16 protein-coding genes and 1 pseudogene are annotated in these 20,506 nt (G+C 35.3%); 1 reads left to right on the top strand and 16 read right to left on the bottom strand.

The features are described from left to right. Window positions 1–239: 239 nt before the first annotated feature. From C2I06_RS23465 to C2I06_RS23400, 13 genes are all read right to left on the bottom strand, one after another. Entirely contained in the window at window positions 240–581 is a 342-nt protein-coding gene (locus C2I06_RS23465; RefSeq protein ID WP_095333510.1) for a DUF1048 domain-containing protein, read from the bottom strand. A 1-nt stretch (window position 582) separates the two neighbouring features. Further along, on the bottom strand, window positions 583–912 hold the full coding sequence (locus C2I06_RS23460) for a PadR family transcriptional regulator (protein WP_095333508.1): 330 nt from the start codon (window positions 910–912) through the stop codon (window positions 583–585). A 212-nt stretch (window positions 913–1,124) separates the two neighbouring features. Further along, entirely contained in the window at window positions 1,125–1,319 is a 195-nt protein-coding gene (locus C2I06_RS23455; protein ID WP_418789598.1) for a YxiG family protein, read from the bottom strand. Between the two features lie 169 nt (window positions 1,320–1,488). After that, window positions 1,489–3,408, bottom strand: a complete 1,920-nt coding sequence (locus C2I06_RS23450) for a BglG family transcription antiterminator (RefSeq protein WP_123258972.1) — start codon at window positions 3,406–3,408, stop codon at window positions 1,489–1,491. A gap of 186 nt (window positions 3,409–3,594) precedes the next feature. Beyond that, window positions 3,595–5,031 carry a 6-phospho-beta-glucosidase gene (locus C2I06_RS23445; RefSeq protein ID WP_123258971.1) on the bottom strand — a complete coding sequence of 479 codons (1,437 nt, stop codon included), beginning with the start codon at window positions 5,029–5,031 and terminating at the stop codon, window positions 3,595–3,597. Window positions 5,032–5,200: 169 nt separating this feature from the next. Continuing rightward, window positions 5,201–6,556 (bottom strand): PTS cellobiose transporter subunit IIC, encoded by a 1,356-nt coding sequence (celB, locus tag C2I06_RS23440; protein WP_095333501.1) that lies wholly within the window; start codon window positions 6,554–6,556, stop codon window positions 5,201–5,203. 21 nt (window positions 6,557–6,577) lie between these two features. Beyond that, window positions 6,578–7,081, bottom strand: a complete 504-nt coding sequence (locus C2I06_RS23435; RefSeq protein WP_123258970.1) for a hypothetical protein — start codon at window positions 7,079–7,081, stop codon at window positions 6,578–6,580. A gap of 163 nt (window positions 7,082–7,244) precedes the next feature. Further along, window positions 7,245–7,565, bottom strand: a complete 321-nt coding sequence (locus C2I06_RS23430) for a PTS cellobiose transporter subunit IIB (protein WP_095333496.1) — start codon at window positions 7,563–7,565, stop codon at window positions 7,245–7,247. 58 nt (window positions 7,566–7,623) lie between these two features. Further along, on the bottom strand, window positions 7,624–7,932 hold the full coding sequence (locus C2I06_RS23425) for a PTS sugar transporter subunit IIA (protein ID WP_047943303.1): 309 nt from the start codon (window positions 7,930–7,932) through the stop codon (window positions 7,624–7,626). A 907-nt stretch (window positions 7,933–8,839) separates the two neighbouring features. Further along, complete coding sequence (locus tag C2I06_RS23415) at window positions 8,840–9,490, bottom strand: SMI1/KNR4 family protein (protein WP_123258968.1); 651 nt, start codon at window positions 9,488–9,490, stop codon at window positions 8,840–8,842. A gap of 405 nt (window positions 9,491–9,895) precedes the next feature. Beyond that, window positions 9,896–10,363 carry a YxiG family protein gene (locus tag C2I06_RS23410; protein WP_123258967.1) on the bottom strand — a complete coding sequence of 156 codons (468 nt, stop codon included), beginning with the start codon at window positions 10,361–10,363 and terminating at the stop codon, window positions 9,896–9,898. An 81-nt stretch (window positions 10,364–10,444) separates the two neighbouring features. Beyond that, on the bottom strand, window positions 10,445–14,515 hold the full coding sequence (locus C2I06_RS23405) for a carbohydrate-binding protein (RefSeq protein ID WP_123259205.1): 4,071 nt from the start codon (window positions 14,513–14,515) through the stop codon (window positions 10,445–10,447). A 450-nt stretch (window positions 14,516–14,965) separates the two neighbouring features. Next, entirely contained in the window at window positions 14,966–16,045 is a 1,080-nt protein-coding gene (locus tag C2I06_RS23400; RefSeq protein WP_123258966.1) for a GntR family transcriptional regulator, read from the bottom strand. 162 nt (window positions 16,046–16,207) lie between these two features. Between C2I06_RS23400 and C2I06_RS23395 the strand changes: the two genes are divergently transcribed. Then, window positions 16,208–17,047 carry a nuclease-related domain-containing protein gene (locus C2I06_RS23395; RefSeq protein WP_095333483.1) on the top strand — a complete coding sequence of 280 codons (840 nt, stop codon included), beginning with the start codon at window positions 16,208–16,210 and terminating at the stop codon, window positions 17,045–17,047. 501 nt (window positions 17,048–17,548) lie between these two features. Here C2I06_RS23395 and C2I06_RS23390 read toward each other — a convergent pair. From C2I06_RS23390 to C2I06_RS26040, 3 genes and pseudogenes are all read right to left on the bottom strand, one after another. Beyond that, on the bottom strand, window positions 17,549–19,333 hold the full coding sequence (locus C2I06_RS23390; protein WP_123258965.1) for an ABC transporter ATP-binding protein: 1,785 nt from the start codon (window positions 19,331–19,333) through the stop codon (window positions 17,549–17,551). A 12-nt stretch (window positions 19,334–19,345) separates the two neighbouring features. Next, window positions 19,346–19,867: a CDP-diacylglycerol--serine O-phosphatidyltransferase gene (pssA, locus tag C2I06_RS23385; protein ID WP_123258964.1), complete on the bottom strand. Its 522-nt coding sequence runs from the start codon at window positions 19,865–19,867 to the stop codon at window positions 19,346–19,348. Between the two features lie 298 nt (window positions 19,868–20,165). Further along, a pseudogene (locus C2I06_RS26040) lies at window positions 20,166–20,280 on the bottom strand (protein rep); the annotation flags it as partial. Between the last annotated feature and the right edge of the window lie 226 nt (window positions 20,281–20,506).

Genomic DNA, 20,506 nt, shown 5'->3' with positions numbered 1-20,506 from the left:
TTGGCAGCATTCAGCTATTTAGCCTGACTGATATTCTGTATCACTTACTACCGATATAAAAAAATAACTGAATAGTTAACAATTCACCTTGGCAACAACCATCCAGTCCATAATAGCCTTTTTGTTTACTTTTGCTAAAATCGTTTCATGTTGATTTATTCATGATACTGCGGATGAAGCCAATCCAACCAAAATTTAGGATTTACATCATTAGCTTAAACCTCAATAGACAATTGCGGTTATCCGCGACCAATAGTATCATTTAATTTTTTCCGATACTTATCATTCCAAGTTTCCTCATCCTTCACTAGCTCGTCACAAAAAGCTGCTACATCCGCACCTGTAAGGTCAGTAACTTTCTTTCCTTCAGCTGCTCCTGCCTCGAAGAGATCAAGAATACCGTTAAAAATGCGGCTGCTGCCCTCCCAATCAGTGGGACCACCACCAGCATTCCATATATATTTTTGAATTGCTTTATAAGCGCTGCTATATTCACCTGGAAGTGCTTTTGCACGTGCCTCCATCGCCTTCCATTCCCGTTTTTCTTCCAGACTGCCAACTATCTTTTCAAAAATACTCATTTTACAACATCTCCTTTGATTTAAGTTCATTAATTTTGCTTGATACAAACTCCCATTTTTCCCAAAACATTTTAAGCTGCTCTTGGCCAGCTGCATTCAGCTTGTAAAATTTTCTTGGCGGCCCCATATTGGATGGCTTCTTCTCGATATCAACTAAATTGTTTTTCTCCAGCCGCATGGTAATCGTATAAACAGTCCCTTCCACTACATCCGTGAAACCAAGCTCTCGCAGTTGCTGCGTGATTTCATACCCGTAAGTTTCCCCCCGGCTTATAATCTCAAGCACACACCCCTCAAGCACTCCTTTCAACATCTCTGTAATATTTTCCACATTTCCACCTCACTTACAGTTATTTTATATTTCAATACTATGCATCATCAGTACATTGTGTTACAGATATCAAGTATTACTTATTACTGGTATATAGTAATACATATTAGATTTGTTTGTCAAGACGCAAAGAGATTTCTTTATGATGGTATGTCATATGAAAAGAAAAGGCTAAGATTATTTTGAAAATCTCAGCTCTGAAGGATAAAAATTCAATATAATAGTTTCTTTAATTCTTTATCATCTGTAATCAAGTTTCTATACTCTTTCCCATTTATACTTAAACAGCTTGCTTCAATAAAGAAGTTGTCCTTATTATTGACTTGGAAATAGAAATTTGTTGTAGATGAAAGTGTTTCCATTTCTTTTAATGCACTATTTAGGCTTTCAATCATAATTTTTTCCAAATCCTTGAGGAAAATAGCTTAATTCTGTTAATAATAAATGAGACTCATCAAAGTTAGTTATTCAGTCTATACGTATCATGATTCTGGTTCTTGATAAACATAATAAGACATGACTTGTTTAAACGTCATATTAATTTTAATTAACCAATACAAAGTATGATCTTATTCGTCAATTTAGTAACTCTATTAACTCATCTGCATCTTTACTTTTGATGATTTTTTGCACAATCGACTTATTTTCGATAATAGAAATTAACTTTTTAAACATGCCATCCAATTCACTATGTGTTCCCTCTTTAATATTCAATAGGCAAACAAATTGAACCATTTGCTGCTCATTCCATTGGATTGGATTTTTCAATGTGCACACTGTCCAAAAGGTCTCTTGCGTTACGGGAACCAAGGGATGGGGAACAGCCACGAGATTCCCATAGCTAGTCGGGGCTATTGCCTCTCTTTCTAAAACAAGATTCATATAGTCTGCTGGTACAAGATTTAATTGATATAACTCCTTACTTAGAAATTCTATAATGCTTTCTTTATCTGGCAAGTCTAATTGAAGATAAATTCTAGATGCATCTAAGTAATTCCCTACCTTATAAGAAGCAGCTTTTAGATGGTCATGAATAGATCGTATATCCTTGTCCTCTAAGAAAGTATTCACCACTTGGACTGGTATACCAAAATCTTCCCTTATCGGAATGGTGCTAATAATTAACTCAATATCCGTCAGGTCATATGAGGATAAATTATAATAATTAATGGTATCTATTATTTCCAGTTCTTGTTCAAATCTATTTTGCAAGCGATAATACAGTAACTTAGCACTCCCCACACCTGATGCACAAACAATGATTGCTTTTTTTCTTTTCTTCTTCTCTAATTCTAATCGTTCGAGCGCAACACCTATATGAAGAGAGATATAAGCAATTTCATCTTCTACCACTTCCATCCCTAAGTATTCCTCTATACATTTGCTAGCTATAATAGCTCCTTCAAAGGCAGCAGGATATTTTTTCTTAATATCGTTTAGTAAAGGATTACGTATACTCATTTTATTACGCAATCGATTCATGGCAGGACGGATATGCAAGGTTAAAGCTTGGATAAACTCTCGATCTTGGCGAAAGTCCCAATTCAATTCAGTGCGAAGTCTTTCTATCATCTCATTTATGATTGTCCCCGCCTCATCAAATTTACTGAATTCGACTAGCTCTCTTTTATGCAAGAGCTTTGTTCCGAGTAAATGAACAATAATATAATTTATTTCTGTGTTAGGAAACGTTAGACCCGTAAACTCTTCTACTTTACTAGTAATCTCGTCTGCTACTATCTTTTCAAATGGATACTCTTCCACTAGAACATCTGTTAACTCTTCTATTACAAAGCCTTCCTGAATTCTCCTGCATGCAATCGCTATATGTGTGGCTAGGTTTTCCAAAGAAATATCAGATATATCAATTTTATATTTAACTACCTTTTGTATGATAACCTCTTTAATCTTTTTTAAAAGATTTTGATCAATAAGCTGCAGAGAGTCTTCTTTAACAAATGTCTCTTGATTGCGACTTAATAAGAAATTGGATAAACATAACCGTTTCATATATTCATCACCCTGCACTTTCGAGCCATAGTGTGGTCTGTTTATTAATTTCAAGTTATATTTATCTAGAATCTCTTTCACTATTTTTAAATCATTATTCAAGGTAGACATCGATATAAACAGCTCATCTGTAAAGTTTTCTAGTTTAATAAAATCCTTTTCTAGAAATAAACGCTTTAAAATATAGAGAACTCTCATATTTTTATCGGCAAAATCATCCACTGGCTTTTTTTTATCGTTAAAATGTTCATGAATAGTATTGGAAAATAAGGCAGGATTAACGATATTCAGTATATAGCCTTTTCCTCTAATGGAATCGATTATGGTCCCACATGACTCTGTCGTGTCCTGCATCAATTTTATTTCTTTACGAATAGTCCGATCACTGACACCCAATTCTTTAGCCATCCAGTCTGAAGTAACAGGCTCCTTTGATTCTGATAAAAGAACTAGGATATCTTTCTGCCGGCTTGATAGTAAAGCCAATTTTAATCAGCTCCCTTCATCGTCCATTCATTGGACCATTTTTACTCAACTTACTAAATTATACATTTAAGTCCAGCACATAGGAAAAAATGGAGTTTAAAGCAAACTCCATTTAGACTATGAAAGCAAATCCTGACCTACCAGCTAGATTAATAGGTACAACAGAAGGCATGCCTTAGAAAAAGATCAAAGTTCTTCCCCATTTGTTTCAATAACGTGTTTGTACCAATCAAATGATTTCTTCTTGCTTCTCGCTAAGGAACCTTTTCCTTCATTATCTTTATCTACATAAATAAAGCCGTAACGTTTTTCCATTTCACCTGTTCCCGCGCTAACTAAATCAATACAGCCCCATGGTGTATAGCCGATTAAGTCAACACCATCTAATTCGACTGCCTTTTTCATTTCGGCAATATGATCACGGAAATATTGAATTCGATACTCATCATTAATTGATCCATCTTCTTCCACCGTATCCCTTGCTCCTAGACCATTTTCCACAATAAATAAGGGAATATTATATCTTTCATATAGAGCATTTAATGAATACCGAAGACCTACGGGATCTATTTGCCAGCCCCAATCGCTCGCTTCTACATAAGGATTGCGAATAACGTGGCCAAATTCGCCATCAGATTCACTGCCTTCTACTTCACGGCTACTCACTACTTTAGACATATAATAACTAAAACCAATATAATCTACGGTACCTTCTTTGAGAATCTTTTCATCCTCTTTCGTGATATCTATTTCAAATCCATTGCGTTCCCAATATTTCTTCGTATAATTAGGAATCTCTCCTCTAACATGTACATCGCCAAAGAACCAGCGATTATGCATTGCTTCTGCGGCATACATAACATCATCGGGATGACAAGAATATGGATAAACAGGTACAATGGCAAGCATACAGCCAATTTTAAAATCAGGATTAATTTCCCGGCCAATCTTCACTACCTTTGCACTAGCAATTAGTTCATAAAGAGAGGCTTGATACATCGTTTGCTTCCGATTTTCCCCTTCCTCATATTTAATTCCTGAATTAGTGAAGCTCGCGAAATCCATGCTTGTATCTGCTTGGTTATTGATTTCATTAAATGTCATCCAATACTTTACTTTATCCTTGTAGCGTTTTAATACCGTTTCCGCATATTTAACGAAGAAATCGATACACTTTCTATTTCTAAATCCACCATATTTTTTTACAAGATGATAAGGTAATTCAAAGTGTGAAAGTGTAATAACTGGTTCAATATTATGTTTTAACAACTCATCAAATAAATCATCATAGAATTGCAGTCCTTCTTCATTTGGTTCTGCCTCGTCTCCATTTGGAAAAATTCTTGTCCAAGCAATAGATGTACGGAAACATTTAAATCCCATTTCTGCAAATAGTTTAATATCTTCCTTGTAGCGCGAATAAAAGTCAATTGCTTCATGGTTTGGATAATTGTATCCTTCTAGCACACCATCTGTAATCTGACGAGCGACACCATGTCTTGCTGCTGTCATTACATCCGCAACACTTACACCTTTTCCGCCTTTATTCCAGCCACCTTCAAGCTGATGAGCCGCAACTGCTCCACCCCATAAGAAATTCTCTGACAATGCTGTTTTTGACATGATAAGCTTCCTCCAGTGAATGTTATTTCTTGTAAGTTATAAATTTGTTAATAAAAAAAGAAAGCGGTCTATCGTTTCGTGGAGAACCGCCTTCTTCCTGTTAAAATAAATAGAGCTACAATGAAAATACTTCGTGTAAGTATTCGTTTCTCCAAATTTAATTATTAGACTATAATACTGATTCTCCACCTTTTTCTTGTATTACTAACTTGTTATCATACATTTTAATAAACGGGAACCAAACCAGAAATGCTACAGCACCGCAAATTATCGCTACAATAACAGCCATGTAATCTCCCGCTGTACCAATAAATGCTCCTATACCAATTGGCGAAGGCCAAGGTACTTGTGCAATAATCGCATCAACAAATTTTAACTTAATGGCCCAATATCCAATCGAAGCCGAAGCCATTGGTGCTAAGAAGAATGGGATTGCCAAATATGGATTATAAACAATTGGCAGACCGAACAATAATGGTTCATTAATATTGAAAATACCAGGAGCAAGCGATGCTTTCCCTAATATCTTTAGTTGTTGTGACTTAGCTAAAAAGGCAACGAAGAACACTAATCCAATAGTTGCTCCAGATCCTCCCATAATGACAAATGAGTTTGAGAATTCTCCAGCAAACGGAATATTACTTCCCTCTAAGTTTGACTGCATATTAGATAGAACAATAGGCGTTAAGAATGCGCCGATAATATTTGCACCATGAATTCCTACAATCCAAAGGGCATGGATTAAGAAATAAATTACCATGATTCCTAACCAGCTGTTTGTTAAATTCACAACGAAGCTAAATGGAACAGCTACTACTTTAAAAATATCTGTACCTAATGCTACTAGAATACCGTTAATAACTAAGATCACAATAGCCACTAAAAAGGCCGGAATTAGCGCTGTAAAAGATCTAGATACCCCCTCCGGTACTGCTTCAGGCATTTTAATTACCCAATTTTGTTTAACACACAATCTATATAACTGCACGGCGATAATCCCGAGAATAATTGCTGCAAAAATACCTGTAGTACCTAACCGACTCACACCATCACCAACCATCTCCCAGCCATTTACAATGGTTGTTCCATCATCAATTTGATGAATAAGCGAGATTTTTCCGCCATCTATTACGAGCATAGGAATGGTCATAAAGAAGGCAAACATAGATAGTAAAGCCCCATTCAATGGATTTAAATTTAAGTTGTCTTCTTCAGCAATAATTTTCGTATACTCATAACCGATGACAAGGTTAAAATAGAGTGCTAGGATTCCCATTGTTGATTTATTTGCTAACATATACAAGTCACTAATCTTAAAGAAAGTACTATTGAAAAATCCTTCTAAAAAAGTAAGTGTCTGCGGCAATACATTCAATACTAGGAACATAGAACCAACGATAGTAAAGGGAATGGAAGCCATCCCTGCTGCCATTACTGCCCGCACAAAGCGGAAGGAAGCAACTTTCCCCATTGGACCCATGAGATATTTTTCAAAAAGAGCAAATACTTTATTTTCTCCTGACATATAAACTCCTCTTTTCCATGGTTAATTAATAACTTTTTCATATAGTTTAATGCGGCTATAGTGTTTATCTTCATTTAAACTAATTTTGTGCAATCGTTTTAGCATGAAAGCAGCTAATAATATTCCCGAAATTAAAATAGTTAGAATGAACATTCTAGATTCATCTTGATTAATTAAGAACGGATAAAGCAAAGCAAAAGTAGAAGAAAAACAAGCAGGCACTATACAAATTACATTTGCAGCGAGCAATGCCGTAAAACTGTATTTTGTAAATTTGGGATGATGGCTAGGACTACTGTAAATCTTCACTTGCTCCACAACACTAGCTACCATAAAAGCCAATAATACGAAAGGAATAAAAAACAGCTTTGAATCACTTAGCACCAACGAAATAAACCAATATAAATTGGTAAAAAAGAATAGTGCAGTTACATAACGAACAAGTAAATACCGATTAAAATACATCGTTTTTATACTTTGTTTCTTTCTTTGCTTTTCTAGCAAGGCTCTTTGTTCATAATTCATATTAATCCCTCCTTCTCTTGTTCTTCGCTACTTGCTTCTTCATTTGAGATTTCAACTAATATTAGATACCGCTTTCATTTTTCATAGTGGAAATTAGATCGAACGGACTCCGTCGTTGAAAGCGAAAAACTAGTAGCTTCCTTCTCTTCTATTCATTAGCACCTTAGTTCGGCAGTTCCTGTAAAATTACGTTTGCTAATTTTTCAATCCCCATCGGAATTGGAATATACGCTTGTGGTGGTATGTTAACAACCGGCTTCCCTACACGATCCCCTGTTTCTTTCAGCTTATTGAAATACATTTTTGTTTGCGGGCTTACTAAATATAGATCAAATTCACCCTTCTCAATCATCTTACCGCCTTCATTTGCAGATATAGCATCTAATACAATATCTTGACCTTTTGATTTAAAAAACTCCGTTGTCTTTTTTGCCATTAGTGATGATGACATACCAGCTGCACAAATAATTAGGGCTTTTTTCATTTTATATTCCTCCAATAATTAATAAGATTTTTTGATTAAGATTAAACAAATTCCCAGCTTAGTTAGGTAGTTTCTTATGAAGTTCTATGAATTCCTTTGCCATATCAACAACAGTCATGGCATTCATTAAATGATCTTGCGCATGGATAAGCAATAACCGAATTTCAAATTTTTCTCCACGAGCTTCCCCTTGAATCAAATCTGTTTGAAAGCGATGAGCTACGCGCATTGCTTCATTTGCTTCATCCAGTTTTTGCTCTGCTAAAGAAAAGTCGCCACTTTTAGCATCATTTATTGCTTCCATTGCTAAACCTCGAGCATTTCCTCCATTTAAAATAATTTGAAAACTAATTTCCTCCAAGTTCATGCTAATCCACCCTTACATAAAAAAATATGTGCACCATTTCTCCTATTTGCAGTAAAGATAAAGCTAACAGTATGTTCGACTTAATTCTCTTTCGATTGCTAGCTTAAAAGAATGAAAGGCCAATTGAGAATACCAAAAAACCATTGTTAGCGATTTCATCTTTTGTTATCAACTGCTTATCTACATACTATACTTAATTAAATTTAAAGTTAATTCAAACTCTTTCCTTTGCGCAACGGAAACCATTACCATAAAAACAGGTGTCAGGCACCACAAAAAGACAACTGTCTTTTTACGGTGCCTGACACCCACTTCTATATATTTTGACAGCAATTCTTTGTATATAAATTTTTAAGAAAAGCAGTAGTAAGGAAACCAATAATTCCAATGATCATCATTACTATATTTGCATATATATACTTTTTAATAGCTTTAATCTCTTTATTAAAAGAAAGTACAATATAGCAAGTCAGGATTAGTATAAATACACTAAGAGTTACTAAAAATAAGATCATTTTAAATATATTAGCATCCATAGAATTATATGGAATTGCCAACATAAATGCGAATAGACTTATATAAAATACTAAATGAAGCCTCAAAAGTATTTTCATATATACATAACCTTCTTTAATTAAATTATATGATTCCTTGTGACGTTTATTGTACAATATAGGATGAACGTCTTATCCAAGCTTTACTTTAAAAAATCCCTTTTAGTTGGTATATATGCTTCTCTGGATTTATTTGTGATTGAAGAAGTTATTTTGGCCTTTGAATAATCTTACGGGGAACTTTTTTACGGTGGAAAGTTAAATATTTAAATTCATCATTAATTTAGTATATTATAACATTAAATTAATATAGGAAAGAGCATTGAGTTAGACTTTAATGCTCTTATTACTATTTATATATCTAATCCTAGCCAAGTTCTAAAAAGCCCTGCTTCCTCTCCATCCGCAACTATTCCACTGCCAGGACTTGTTGTAAAAGGTAGCCATTGCCAGTCCTCACACCCTACAAACCCTATTCTTGACCAATTATTGAGGAATTCAATAAAGTTATTTGCCAATATATAACCGTGCCCTTCACCATTATCGTGACTAAGATATACGATTGGGGCATCTTCCTTGTTACTCATATCAAATGCTAAATAATCCCCATTCCCTACTTCACTAAAGGCTAATTTATTATGCCAAACTACATCATATTCATCTTCGGGATCAGAAAAAACATTTTCAATCCACCCCATACGATCTTCTTCACACTGAGAAAGAAGTTCTAAGCTCCAGTGAGGAGTACCAGAGAATATTTCTCTGAATTCTTTTGGTTGCTCCATATTGTCAGGTAAAAGCCACCGCAAACTGAAATTACTTGAGAACTCATTAAGAACCTTCTTGAAACTTTCAGGTAACTTTCTCCCAAGTTGTTCCTCTGTTTTGATTATTTGTTCAAGCGAAGCTGGCTCATCAATAATAACTTCTTGAACCTCTCCACCAATTTCTTTAATCTTAGATGTAATAGCCTCAATTCTATATCTAATTAATTCGTAATCCATTTAATCATCTCACCCTTATCTTAAATATAATATATCAATCATTTTGAATTTTCTGTTATTTTCTAATACTCACGCTAATTTGGTTCTGCCCATCCGGGTCTTATCATATTTCTCTTCAAAAGGAGAAAACGTAAAAATAATTGGGGAATGACGAAAATTCAACAAAGATGGCTAACAAAAAGTCCCAATGTAACAATGCGCTCGTGCGTAAAGATAATATTTATGTATAAATTTATCTCCATCAAAATATCTACCTTCTCTTAATTTGACCTATGTCTTCGGAAATCATGACTTAATGACTTAAAGCAACATTGACAACAAAGTCAATCCAATTTCCCACCAACCTTTCATACACCGTACGTAGCCAAAATACATTAGTATTCTTAGCTTCGATGAATAAGGATTTCAATCAATTGGTATTTTTAATTCTGAATCATCAATAATCAAATTTTTATACTCTTCATCATTAATAATTAATGCGTTAGCTTCAATAAAGAAATAGTCTTTATCATTAACTTGAAAGTAAAAATTTGTAGTGGAAGATAGTGTTTCTATTGCTTTTAATTCACTATGAAGGCTTTCAATCATTATTTTACCAAAGCCTTGAGGAAAATAGCTTGATTCTGTTAATAATAAATGGGACTCTTCATCAAACTCATTTAGTCTAAAAGTATCATAAGCTGGTTCCTGAAATACATAATAAGACAACACTTGTTTAAACGTAATATTAATCAAATTGTTTTTTCTATCACCCTTTAATTTGAGGGTAATAGTTTCTTTCAGGTAATTAATATTCAAGTCAATAATAGCCAGAGACTCTATTTCCGAAAAAAAATGTTGTAATTTTCTTTCAGTATTCACTTTATCTTGCACCTATGTTCCCTCTCTTCTTTATAAAATGGTGTCAGGCACCACAAAAAGACAATTGTCTTTTTACGGTGCCTGACACCCACTTTACAATCGTTCTATCAATCTTTCTATTTCCGCCTTTAATACTTCCTTTTTATCGTTATGAAGCAGCTTGATTATATCTTGGAGAAATTTAATCGCTTGATCGTTTTTGCCTTTCTCTAGGTGTTTTTTGGATTGCTTTAATTTATTGCTTAAGCTCTTATAAAGACTATCCTTTAATTCACCTGATTCCTTGTACATATCCAGTAATGTTTGAATGGACGTATGATCTGCTTGATACGGTCTAACTAAGAAATGATCAAACTTGGTATTATTATAATTGGATCTTACCCCTACTTTCCCTTGCGTAAAGGCAGTACGGCTATTGTCCGTAAAATTAATCTTTGGTGTCTCCATATCATCCACATATACTTTAATTGTTGTCCCAATCACTTCAATTTTCATATGATGCCAAGCAGCTTGTGGTTCTGTGATCGAGGCACCACCAAGATACTCCCAATTATAATTTTGCTTTCCAAGATGGACGCCGTCCTCATTTATATAGGCCACATATCCTTGCATGAAATCAGCATTATTTTGGCTATACTCAATTCCATTTGCGGGATTATTTACTCGAAAGATGACTCCTCCGTCTCCGGATCCTTCAGCCACTTTAACATCTGCTTCGATAATGTAATCCTTCCACTCTTTTTCACCGATAACTGATTTTGCAAAGGTTTCGCTACTTGCATTGTACTCGCCTATTATTTGTGGCTCTGGTACTTCGATTTCCTCTAGGATTTCAAAATAATAGAAGTCAAATTCACCTTTTACTATTTCTACTTTAATCGTATGCTGTCCTGTTGGTAAGGAAACTTTTTTCTTAATAACGCTTTGCCAATTATTCCAATCGCCAGTGCTAGGGACATCAATAACACCTGTCAAATCAATCGAATCATCAAGCCATAATCGGATTTGACTATCTTTATACGTCGTAGCTACATTTATGGCTAAATCATAGCTACCTTCTTCTGCAATATCGACATTATACTTCAGCCATTCTCCTGTTTGATTCCAGCCAACATTGTAGCCACCTTCCGGATTCACACGGATATCGACTGCATCCTGGCGATACTCCCCGCCAATATTTTCGATAGTATTATCGTGATAGGCAACCCCTTCACCACCAGTAATATAATCTGCCGCCATTATTCTGCCTGGCAGCTTTTTATACTGATCAAATTGGTGGAACATAAATTTTGAAAGCTCAAAGCCACCTTTTACAGCAACTATTTTTAATGTATGCTGCCCAGCTGGCAATGTTATATCCTCTAGTGATATAGTCTTCCAACTGTCCATGCTGCCCGTTTTCGGCAGATCAATTTCTCCCGTTAGATCTAGCTTGTCATCTAACAGAAGCTTTATTTTCGATCCATCCTTTACAGAGGAAACAAGTAAATCAAGTCCATAGCTTCCTTCTTCTAAAATATTCACATCATATGTTAACCATTCATCCGTCTCAATTGAGGTAACTGCATAATCCGCTGCAGCTGTTTTTCGAATGTCCATATCGTCATTACGGTATTGTCCCCCACTATTTCCTTCCGACTTATCATAATAAGCTACATTTTGCCCACCGTTGTTATAGTCTTCCGCTTCAATGAGCCCAGGTAGTGGTCGATGAACATCAAATGAAGACAATTCCATTTTCGTAAAGTCAAATTCCCCTTCTACGAATTCTAGTTTCAAAGTATGATTTCCCTTCGGCAACTTAATTCCATTTTTAATGACAGCCTGCCAATTGTTCCAGCCGCCAGTAGCAGGAACATCAAATACGCCGGTTAAATCTATTTTATCATCTAACCATAGACGCGTCTTTGCACTTGTAAAAGTTGTTGCAGCATAAAGCTTAAGATTGTATGCGCCAGCTTCTTGAACATTTACATTGTATTTCAGCCATTCACCAGTCTGATTCCACCCAACAGCATAGCCGCCGCCTTCTGGATTGGTTCGGATATCTACTGAATCTCTTCTAAATACTCCACCAATATTTTCTGGTGTCGTATCATGATAGGCAACTCCTTCCCCACCAGTATTGTAATAGGCTGCATTTATTACCCCAGGAACCTGTTTATACTCATCGAAATCAATATTTTGCTCTTCAAAAGGACCAACTTTCCATGTCCCCTCGACTTCATCCCATCCTTTAGCATTCCCATCATTAAAGTCGTCATATAATACATCAACTGCTTTATAGCCTTGTACTTTAAAGCTTGAAAAATCAAATGAACCCTTTACCACTTCAATCGTTAGCGTATGCTTTCCTTTTGGTAGTTTCAACTTTTCGATTGAGAACGTTCTCCAATCCGTTGATGGCGGAATACTTACATCCCCCGTTATATCCGACTTTCCATCTAACAAGATCCTTATCTTGGCATCTTTGGAGGATTCGCCAACACGTAAATCCAGATTATATAAGCCTTCTTCGGCAATATTTACATTATATTTCAGCCATTCGCCTTTTTTATTTGATTCAATGTAATAACTGCCGTCAGAATCGTCAGCAATATCTACATAATCTTGGCGGTAGGCATTAACTGCTTCTTTCCTTGTTTTATCATGATAGCCGACACCTTCACCACCAGCATTATAATGAACAGCCTCAATCGTCCCCGGTAAAGGCTTATACGCATCAAAGACATTGCTGCCGTCAACTTTATTGCTAAAAGCTGTATAGCCAAAAGCTCCATGTACATCTGAAGTAGTATAGCCGATGCTGCCAGCGCCAATGTTTCGAACTTCTCTTGTTTGCTTTTGCATGCCATCAACATAGATTCTAAATGTATCTCCCGACCTTTCTACTCTCAATTGGAGTAGCTTTGTGTAATCATAGCCTTCTGGCAGATCTGCATACTCCCAGCCTTGTTCCTCACCATCCACAACAAAATTAGTTTCCAATCGATTATGCTTCGAGCTTAGGACAGCTGTTCCGTAGTTCTTTTCATCTTTATAGGAGAAAACTACACCAAGTCGCGGATTTTCACTCTCCCCTTTTTCTACCATTTTCAGATTGAATTCTGCTGTATATTCCTTATCTGTAGATACTTTACTTACTTGTCTATACCATCTCGTATCATCCAAAGTCTTCTGTTCCAGCCAATTAGAAGTATTTTTCGTGATACTCCATTTCCCTCCATTTACATTTTTCCAATCTGCTCCAAGTTCGGTTCGATTAAATCGATCACTAAAATCCGGTAAAGCAGGATCAGACTGTTCAGAAGTTGTCGGCCCTAACACGAGCATTTTCTCGCCATTCCACGCAATGCGGTCGAAGTTTATGTTACGCCCTGGGTTCGCATGACTATGATAGACGATATAGTCGGAATCAAGGTCTGGTCCTCGCACAACTGTGTTATGACCTAAACCTACATTTTCCCCTTCTGTGTTTAGTAAAAGTGGATTCTGCTCTTTATTCGTTGTAAAACCAACATTAGGAGAATCACTTACTCCATAATCAATACGGTATGCTTTATTCCAAATATGGTTTCCTGTATAAGTCATATAGTATTTGCCATGTCTTTTCAGTACGGTTGCCCCTTCTGTCCAGCCATTCATTTTTGCACCTGTATCCGTTGCCTTGCCAAATTCAGTTGGCGTTGGCATCGAGCGTGCATCTATTCTATTTGATCCCGTACTATAAAAATACCATTTGCCGTCATCATCAATAAAAACATGTCCATCAATCCCCATCCCAAGGTTATCGGTTTGTTTTTTAAAAGGACCAAGAGGGCTTGAACTTTTATAGACATAATGCCCATTTCCACCTGGAGATGTATACATATAGAAATCGCCATTCCAGTAAACAACTTCCGGGGCATAAGCAGCCTTCGTAGTAGGTTCTTCTGTAACAAGACCAGCATATGTCCAATTCATTAAATCTTCGGATGTCCACGCCTTCACACCGCTTTTATCATCTACGGTACTAACATAGAGATAATAAATACCATTATGCTTTAGGATATATGGATCCCCTTCTCCATAATACTCTCCGCTATCCCATGTCCAAGATTCTGGTAAATCCATCGGGTTACTGTAGGCAAATGCTGCATACGGTAAAGAGAGCCATAAACTCATACACAGTAATACTTTTACTAACTTCTTCAGGATAATCCCCTCCCCATATTTGTTGAAAACTACCATCTATATAAAAAGGGCATACCTGATCAGTTATAAGTTGATTTTGTACACCCTGGATACCTGTATTCTAGTAAAATACTGCTCTCTTAAATTTTGTTGGATAATACCTTCTCATTGTTTAGAAATCATATAGAAGAGAGAAAAACGATTCATCTAAAAATTATCTACTTAATCTTGTTCTTTTTAAATAAAACGCTTACAAATATCTTATATTATCCTCATTCGTAAAAATATACTAAATTTAGTATATAATATACCTTTTATACTTTTTTGATGAAAAAATCCTATTTATTAGCAGAAAAAGGAAAGAACTGCATGGGAGAAAAATGTTAGGAGAATAATTTTCCAACAAAAAAAACTACCATAGTCAGGTAGCATATTCTTTACCTATATTTCATTTCCGGCAGCAAACACCACATTTACTGGGATAAACATTCGTTTTGGTTCGTATTCTCCAGCCATTTGCTGCATTAATAACTTCACCGCATCCTTGCTGCACTGCTGGATATCCTGCTGAACAAAGGTAATCCCTTCTATTCCAGAAAAATCAAAAGTAACCAACTCTATTTGACGGTAAGACTCTTTTTGAACTTCTAAAATAGCACGATGCGCATACTGTGCCAATTCCGCATTCATCGTAAATAAGCTTGTTAGCTTCGGGTTTTCTAATAAAAATTGTTTAATTATTGCAGGCGTTTCCTGAATGGAGATTTTATCAAATGGCAGTGTTAGCCAAAGGTTTTTATCAATTGTAATTTCTTTTCTAAAAAAAGCTTGTTCAAATCCTTTTGCTCTTTCTTCCGTAACCGTGTTTGTTATTAAGGGAGAGATAAGTCCAATCTGTTCATATCCTTTATCCAACAAATAAGAAATAGCCGCAAACGTTCCTTGAGTATTTTCGGAACTGACACTATAGGTAGAAATATTTTTCATATATCGGTCAATCAATACGAGAGGAAACTTATCTAGCGACAGTCGAAGAACTGCCTCATTATACATTTCCTTTTCTGCCGGAAAAATAATAATTCCTTCCACACCAATCACACGAAAAGTCTCAATAGCTTCCGCTTCTTTTAGTTGTGATTCTCTAGAAATCTTAATGACTAAGTTATACCCTTGCTCCGTCACATATTGTTCAAGAAAATTGACAAAATCCTGCTCCACCTTTGTCTTCATCGTTGGAATAATTAACCCAATCAACCCACTTGAAGTTTGGTTTCGTGCCATTGAACCTGTAAAACTACTTTCAATAACAAACGTCCCTTTCCCCTTAATCCGCTCCACAATTCCTTGATCAGCTAAGCCAGCCAACGCATTCTTGGTAGTAATCTGACTTACATGAAATTCATCCATTAAATCCTTCTCAGAAGGAACTCTATCTCCGACTCTCCATTTCCCGTCCTTTATTCGCTCTATAATCTTATTTTGAATCTGCTGATATAATGGTTCGTTTTTAATTGTACTCATCCTCCAGCCGTTTTTGTGTGTAACTAATGGAAAATATATATCTACTATACTAAGTTTGGCGTGAAAGATGAAGGGGGATGATTCTTTTGGGTCTCTAAAAAATTCTCCCTATAAGTCGATATTAAGGTATAGAAAAATATTTCCAACAGAAAGAGGCAGATTATGTTTTTAGATTTTTTATTTAAAAAGAAAAATATTAAAAAAAACAAGAAAGAAGGTCCAATCAACGTAAAAAATAGAAACAACTCCACAACCAAAATAGAAAACAATCAATCTGCTGTTAGAAAAGGGGAACTCGGCGAATACAAAATTGATATTCAACTATCCCAGCTACCTAAAGATTATATGTATTTAAGTGATATATTCATTAAAAATCCTAAATCATCAACGGGATATTCCCAGATTGACCATGTCATCATAGCTCCTTATGGTTTATTCGTTATCGAAACGAAGAATTATCAAGGAACTATTTACGGAGGAAAAGATAGAAAAACTTGGTTAATTAATGGTAAGTTCAAAATGATGAATCCTATAATGCAGAATTATGGTCATATTCAAGCCCTCAAAAGTTTTATAGAAGCGAAATATCATCCATACTTTATTTCAGTAGTTTCCTTTACAAAGAGATGCACATTTAAAATAGAGGAAGAATTGCGTAAGATTAGTTCTACTGAATTGGTCATTTACGATGTTGAATTAACTCAGTTTATTAATAGAAAGGTTGCTGTTCTTAAATTACAATACCCAACCCCCCTTTTTCTAAAAAGTGAAATGGAGATGATCTACAATTCACTTGTGAATGCTAATATTACAGACGCTGCAATTAGAAAGCAGCATATAGATATTATCGAAGAAAAGAAGAACATCACTGACAAAAAAGAAAAGGAAAACACGTGTATAATCTGTCAGAAACCCGTATCAGATAAAGTAAAATCATTCTGTTTATCTAATAAGAAGTTCCAAGGAAAAATTTATTGTTATGAGCATCAAAAAAGTTTGTAAAACAGAAGTTAATATCCATTTAGATAATAGAATCATAAATCTTAATGGATAAGTAAGTGAAAAAAGGAATATATGGAACTTGCTGATAAAGCAAGCTTAAAAAAAATCCTATTTTATAGATTTTTCAGTATTTTTTCTTTCTTCACTTGTCATTCTTTTAAAAAATAATCTAACAATTCCTTTGCGAAAAATTCTTACTCTATAAATAACCTCTATTAATAAAATTCTAAATAGACAAAGAATATTCTTGGATTAAACGAAAAACTATACCAAAATCACTAATAAGGAGGGTTTTCATTTTTAATCGTTTTCCTGTTCATCAGATAGAGAGAGTGAGTTGGGGGTTAGGGGGCTTCCCCCTATTCCTCAACTGATTCATCTGGCCACTGGTAATCCTTTCATCGATTAATTCAGCCATAAACAACGAAATGATGACTTCCATAGCAATTTCAACAAGTATAAATATAGGTTTTCGAAAATTTTCAGCGTCAATGTTATAGTTTATAGTCTCTGTATACCTTGAAATTGCTTATTTGCCCATGCAGCATAAGAAGGGTGTGTCTGAAGTAATTCTTCATGTTTTCCAACTCCTGTAACATGTCCATACTCAAATACAATAATTTGATCCGCATGTACAACTGTCGATAATCTATGTGCGATTACAATGGTTGTACGATCTTGCATCAAATAATGCAGTGCCTTTTGGACCTCATGTTCTGAATCACTGTCCAAGCTCGCGGTTGCTTCATCTAACAGCAAAATATCCGGTTGTCGCAACAAAGCACGAGCAATAGCTATACGCTGGCGTTGTCCGCCTGATAACTGAATTCCTCTTTCTCCTACCTCTGTTTCATACTTTCTTGGTAAAGCGTCAATGAAATCATGGGCATATGCAAGTCGGGCTACATTCATCATCTCCAACTCACTCACTTCGTCTTCTCGCCCATAGATAATATTTTCTCGGATTGTACCTGATATAAGAGAGCTTTCTTGAGACACATAACCAATTTTTTTGCGCCACTCATGGAGAGAAAAAGAATCGATTGGCGTATCACCCCAATATATGTTTCCAGTTTCCGGATCATAAAATCTCTCAATAAGCGAAAAAATGGTTGTTTTTCCACTTCCGCTAGGACCAACAAAAGCAGTTACTTTACGATCTGGTATCGTAAAAGAAGCATTTAGCAGGATTTGCTTATCTCTTTCATAACCAAAACAAACCTTGCGAAACTCTAAGATGTTATGCTTGTCCGGCATCACATCCTTTTTGTTGTCAGCTTCGAGGGGCTGTTCCAAGATAAGCCTTAATCTCTCTGTTGATCCCATTACTTTTTTTAAATTCGAAAAAAATGCTCCAAACTGTTCAACAGGCATCATAATTTGAAACAAAAGTAAGATATATGCTACAAGTTTCCCTGCAGTAAGAGCTCCCGAAGAAACACGCACTCCGCCATAACCGATAATTACAACTAGTAGCACAATCATGATTAATGTCATCAATGGCATCAGTACTGCATTAACCCGAGCTTCTTTCATTTCCGATTGAAATAAATCATCCATGTTAACTTCACCGTTTTTTAATTCTTTTCTCTCCGAGTTAGAAGCCTTAACCAGTCTCATTTCCCCAATGATTTGGGACAGAGTCGAGGATAGTGCTGCCAAATGTTCCTGTAAACGCACGGAATTTTCATACATCTTATTCCCCATCGGCATCATTACAGCTAAACTAATAGGTAATACCAACATAATGATTAACGTCATTTGCCAATCCAAATAAAATAACATGGCCACTGCACCAATAACTGTAATCAAGTTGGAAATAAAGTTGATGAAGTGATCGGTAATGAGTGATTTAATCTCATTTGTATCGTTTGCGATGCGACTCATAAGATCCGCAGAGCGGTAGCGATCAAAAAAACTCATCTGTAAATGAAGCATCTTTTCCCAAAGCTGTTTACGCAATTGATTGACCATTCTATTTCCGACATAAGCTAACAGATAGTATGAGAATCCACTTGATACGGCTTGCAAAATAAAGATAAAGACAAGCTGTATAATCGTAGTGGCATTTATTAATTCCAAACGAAATTGGTCAATTATTTTTCCAGTAGCTATCGGAACAATCAACCCCACAACTGAACTGATAATACTTAAAATAAGGGCTATGCTTAGAACCAGCTTGGGAACTTCTGTAGAAAATAAAAGCTTCGCTAAATAGCGTAGACCGGTTTTATTTAAAGAGTTGTCACGATCGCGAATATTTGTAAATTTCTCTTGATTGCTCATAATTACTCCTTACTATATTTTTTTAAATTTTATACTTGATACCATTAAATAGGAAAAAGCAAATAATGAAATCACCGATATAAGTGTTAAATTAATCGTGCTTGGTGCAAGCACCGAGTAAATGGACAGAATAAAACCTGCCACGGTTATTGGAATTCCACTAAAGATACCTTCAAACTCTTTGATATTAAATCGTGCTAATCTATATGAACCGCTGACGACGTATAACAATAGAGCAACTATACCTACAAGTCTCAGCATGCCAAGATCATCAAAGTTAAATTTAAAATAAACAAGTAAAGCTGGAGCAATCCCAAAGGAAACCAAATCAGACAAGGAATCCAATTCTTTACCGAATTCACTGCAAACATCTAATCGTCTAGCGATTCTTCCATCGTATCGATCTATAAATGCTGCAATAATAATATATATGGCACTTACGAAGTAATTTTGATTAATAACCTCAATAATTGAAAGCACCCCCAATGACAAATTTACAAAGGTAAGCAGATTGGGAATATTTTTTATAAACATAGATTCTCCTAACTAATAATGAATTTTATTATGACTCCCTATTATTGATATTTGGTAATCTGGTTAAATTGTTTTCGCCTGTAATCTACCCTCTCCTATTTGCTTATGATATATAAGATTATGGGAGATTTCTTAAGATGAGGGGTTCATAATTCTTAAGAATTCTTAAGTCGGTTAGTATCTACATATGGGTAGCTAATTTCACAACTTGTTGGTACAACTGAATGATAAATGGAAAAGGAGAATTGATATGAAAAAAATAATAAAAGCAGACCATCACAACCGGTCTGCTTTTATTGATTATATAATTCTTAATGCCAGGATGCCGATAAGCCATCACCCCGAACGCTCCATTTGCAATCTTAACCAGATCGCCGTCCTGTTGCTTCACCACGATTCTGTCCCTTATGAATTTATTTTCTCAATTGTTTTTCTTTTGTATATTTTTCATCATGGATCCATATATCCACTTTGAAGCTATATACACTACATTTATCAACAAGTATAGAACAAATAAGAATAAAGCTACCAAGAACACACCATTATTCTTTATAACAATCTCCTGAGAATTCATTGAATATATCAACACATAGAGATAAAACATACAGAACATAAACACAGCTTCAATAAAAAAATAGT

The organism is Niallia circulans, assembly GCF_003726095.1.
Lineage (GTDB): Bacteria > Bacillota > Bacilli > Bacillales > Cytobacillaceae > Niallia > Niallia circulans_A.
Note: the sequence above shows the minus strand (reverse complement) of the source record. Positions and strands in the feature narration are given on the sequence as shown.

Coding starts and splice junctions, on each gene's coding strand:
- C2I06_RS23465 (WP_095333510.1), bottom strand. CDS start 581: ATGAGTATTTTTGAAAAGATAGTTGGCAGTCTGGAAGAAAAACGGGAA.
- C2I06_RS23445 (WP_123258971.1), bottom strand. CDS start 5,031: ATGTCAAAAACAGCATTGTCAGAGAATTTCTTATGGGGTGGAGCAGTT.
- celB (WP_095333501.1), bottom strand. CDS start 6,556: ATGTCAGGAGAAAATAAAGTATTTGCTCTTTTTGAAAAATATCTCATG.
- C2I06_RS23435 (WP_123258970.1), bottom strand. CDS start 7,081: ATGAATTATGAACAAAGAGCCTTGCTAGAAAAGCAAAGAAAGAAACAA.
- C2I06_RS23430 (WP_095333496.1), bottom strand. CDS start 7,565: ATGAAAAAAGCCCTAATTATTTGTGCAGCTGGTATGTCATCATCACTA.
- C2I06_RS23425 (WP_047943303.1), bottom strand. CDS start 7,932: ATGAACTTGGAGGAAATTAGTTTTCAAATTATTTTAAATGGAGGAAAT.
- C2I06_RS23415 (WP_123258968.1), bottom strand. CDS start 9,490: ATGGATTACGAATTAATTAGATATAGAATTGAGGCTATTACATCTAAG.
- C2I06_RS23405 (WP_123259205.1), bottom strand. CDS start 14,515: ATGAGTTTATGGCTCTCTTTACCGTATGCAGCATTTGCCTACAGTAAC.
- C2I06_RS23400 (WP_123258966.1), bottom strand. CDS start 16,045: ATGAGTACAATTAAAAACGAACCATTATATCAGCAGATTCAAAATAAG.
- C2I06_RS23395 (WP_095333483.1), top strand. CDS start 16,208: ATGTTTTTAGATTTTTTATTTAAAAAGAAAAATATTAAAAAAAACAAG.
- C2I06_RS23390 (WP_123258965.1), bottom strand. CDS start 19,333: ATGAGCAATCAAGAGAAATTTACAAATATTCGCGATCGTGACAACTCT.
- pssA (WP_123258964.1), bottom strand. CDS start 19,867: ATGTTTATAAAAAATATTCCCAATCTGCTTACCTTTGTAAATTTGTCA.